Origin of the sequence: Pseudomonas sp. HMSC063H08, from assembly GCF_001813645.1 — a bacterium.
Classification (GTDB): Bacteria; Pseudomonadota; Gammaproteobacteria; order Pseudomonadales; family Pseudomonadaceae; genus Pseudomonas; species Pseudomonas aeruginosa.
Genome location: NZ_KV813429.1, coordinates 173,219 through 175,545 on the forward strand (window position 1 = coordinate 173,219; position 2,327 = coordinate 175,545).

Consider the following 2,327-nt stretch of genomic DNA (forward strand, 5'->3'; position numbering starts at 1 on the left):
CGCGCAGGCCCGCGAGGGCCGGAGTTGCGCCACCGGGCGCAGCAAAAAGGGGGCCGAAGCCCCCTTGGTCAAGTTAGATCGCGTTTGGCGAAGGACACAACGCTACATGCGTGGCCAACCTTGATGTAGGTCGTCCACGATCAGAAGGTGGTGGTGTCGGCCCTGGCCTGAATGTTCGCGCATATGCGGATGATCCGGCGGTAGATCCGGGTGGTCATGGGCGATATCCGATGGATCGCCGGCAGGCCAAAGCATTAGCGCAAGCACTACACCGGCAAGGCCAATCAATGACATAACGATGAAGGTTGATTGCAGTCCAAAGGCAGCACCGAAGCGTCCCGCCAGCGGGTAGCAGATCAGCCAGCAGGCATGTGACAGCGCAAACTGTGCAGCGAATAGCGCAGGCCGATCCTCGGCATGGGCGGAACGGCGCAGCAGCCGACCAGAAGGCGTTTGTGCCACGCTGTAGCCGAAACCAATCACCAGCCAAAGTGGAAGCAACAGAACATAAGACGGAATCAGCGCCCCGATGGCCGTACCGATAACCAGCACCGCCGCTCCCGTGACCATGACAGGTCGATCCGCTAATTTGTTGAGCAGCCCAGGCAGTGCAAATGCAGCGATCATCGAGCCGCCCCCAAACGCCGCCAAAGCCCAAGCTACTTCTGCTTCGCCAAGGCCGAAGCGTGCCTTCACGATGACCACCGTATTCACTATCACCATCGCGCCTGCTGCTGACACGGCAAGGCTAACTGCCAGAAGTCCCCGCAGCCGCGGCGTTGCAAGGTAGAGGCGAACGCCCCGCGTGGTGCGCTCCCAGATGCCGCGACGTGGGCCGGGTGTCGAGGCGGGCAACACCACGCTGACCACCAGCGCGGCCGAGACAAGGAAGCCAAGCACTGTCCCGGCAAACAGGTTGTGGAAGCTGATGATGGTCAGCAGCGCAGCCGCCAGCATCGGGGAAACCAGGCTTTCAAGGTCGTAGGCCAGCCGCGAGAGCGACAGCGCCTTCGTGTACTCCTCCTCGTCAGGCAGGATGTCCGGGATGGTCGCCTGAAAGGTCGGCGTGAATCCGGCAGAAGCCGCCTGCAACACGAAGATCAGGAGATAGATTTGCCAGACCTCGGTGACGAAGGGCAGGCAGAGAGCCACGGCGGCTCGAATCAGGTCAAGTGCGACCAGCAGCGACCTACGCGGCAAGCGGTCGGCGAACGCCTGAGCGATCGGGGCGATGCCGACATAAGCAAGCATCTTGATAGCCAGCGCCGTACCAAGCACCGCTCCGGCGTCCGCGCCCGCCAGTTCGTAGGCGAGTAGGCCCAGCGCCACAGTCATCAGGCCGGTGCCCACTAGCGCGATCACTTGCGCAGCGAACAGGTGGCGATAGGTGCGGTTCTTAAGGACAGCGAGCATAAGTCGGCCTCATAGGAGTTTTGCGAGTGCCTTCATTTCGCCCATGACGGAAGCGGCGTCATGGTCAAGGCAATGTTCGATGTGGTCGTGGATCAGAGCACGCTTTGCTGCCGTTACCGCGCTTTCAACCGCTGAAAGCTGGCGGGCAATATCGAGGCAAGGTTCCTCCGCCTCGATCATGCCGATAACGTGTCGAAGGTGGCCTTCGGCACGCTTGAGCCGCTTCACAAGGGCAGGATGACTGGTGTGTTTGTGTGATTCCGTCATACGGAAATTGTATCCCCCTAGGGGGGATACGTCTAACGGCAATAATGCTTTGCCACAAATGGAGTGACGTGCCAGCGCAGCAGAAGAAAGTGCGCCATCCCGCAGGGACGACGCACCGAAGGCAGCGCGGCGCGATCAGCTCGTCGCCGTTGCCGTCATCGACTGCAACTGGTCGATCACGCCAAGCTCAACGAACACGCAAGCCTGCTTCTCCGCGATCGGCACGTTGAACACCTGCGCGAACACCGAGCGCCGCAGATGGGCCAGCCGGCCCGTGCGATACGCCTGCTCGGGCTTCATGCACCCGCCGCCCTGAGCGCCGCTGCGCTGCGGATCGCATTCGACCAGCGCGACAAAGCCGTCATCGGACAGCTTCTGATGCTCGGGACACAGGCCCCAGCCGGTCGCCGTGTGGCGCTCCATGCTCGCGCGCAGGCGCTTGTCCAGCAGGATCGCGCCGGTATCGAACGCCGTGCCGCAGACCAGGCAAACGTGCTGTTCGAGGGAAACGTGTGATTTGTCGTTCATGACGATTCTCCGGTTGCAAGGGCGGAATTGCCCGGAACCGTCGAAGTCACGGCGCAGCGCAGCAGTCAGGGGTCAAGGACGGCCGCCGGACGCAAGCGCCATCGGCGCGCAGCCCTTGA

Annotated in this window: 3 protein-coding genes; all 3 read right to left on the reverse strand. The window is 62.2% G+C overall.

Going from position 1 to position 2,327, the window contains the following annotated elements; genetic code table 11:
- Positions 1-102: 102 nt before the first annotated feature.
- The 3 genes from HMPREF2924_RS12850 to HMPREF2924_RS12860 all read right to left on the reverse strand — a co-directional run bounded on the left by HMPREF2924_RS12850 (position 103) and on the right by HMPREF2924_RS12860 (position 2,208).
- On the reverse strand, positions 103-1,413 hold the full coding sequence (locus tag HMPREF2924_RS12850; RefSeq protein ID WP_003139161.1) for an MFS transporter: 1,311 nt from the start codon (positions 1,411-1,413) through the stop codon (positions 103-105).
- A 9-nt stretch (positions 1,414-1,422) separates the two neighbouring features.
- Positions 1,423-1,680 carry a metal-sensing transcriptional repressor gene (locus HMPREF2924_RS12855; protein ID WP_025297819.1) on the reverse strand — a complete coding sequence of 86 codons (258 nt, stop codon included), beginning with the start codon at positions 1,678-1,680 and terminating at the stop codon, positions 1,423-1,425.
- A gap of 135 nt (positions 1,681-1,815) precedes the next feature.
- Positions 1,816-2,208 (reverse strand): hypothetical protein, encoded by a 393-nt coding sequence (locus HMPREF2924_RS12860; protein WP_003139163.1) that lies wholly within the window; start codon positions 2,206-2,208, stop codon positions 1,816-1,818.
- Positions 2,209-2,327 lie beyond the last annotated feature (119 nt).

Coding starts and splice junctions, on each gene's coding strand:
- HMPREF2924_RS12855 (WP_025297819.1), bottom strand. CDS start 1,680: ATGACGGAATCACACAAACACACCAGTCATCCTGCCCTTGTGAAGCGG.
- HMPREF2924_RS12860 (WP_003139163.1), bottom strand. CDS start 2,208: ATGAACGACAAATCACACGTTTCCCTCGAACAGCACGTTTGCCTGGTC.
- HMPREF2924_RS12850 (WP_003139161.1), bottom strand. CDS start 1,413: ATGCTCGCTGTCCTTAAGAACCGCACCTATCGCCACCTGTTCGCTGCG.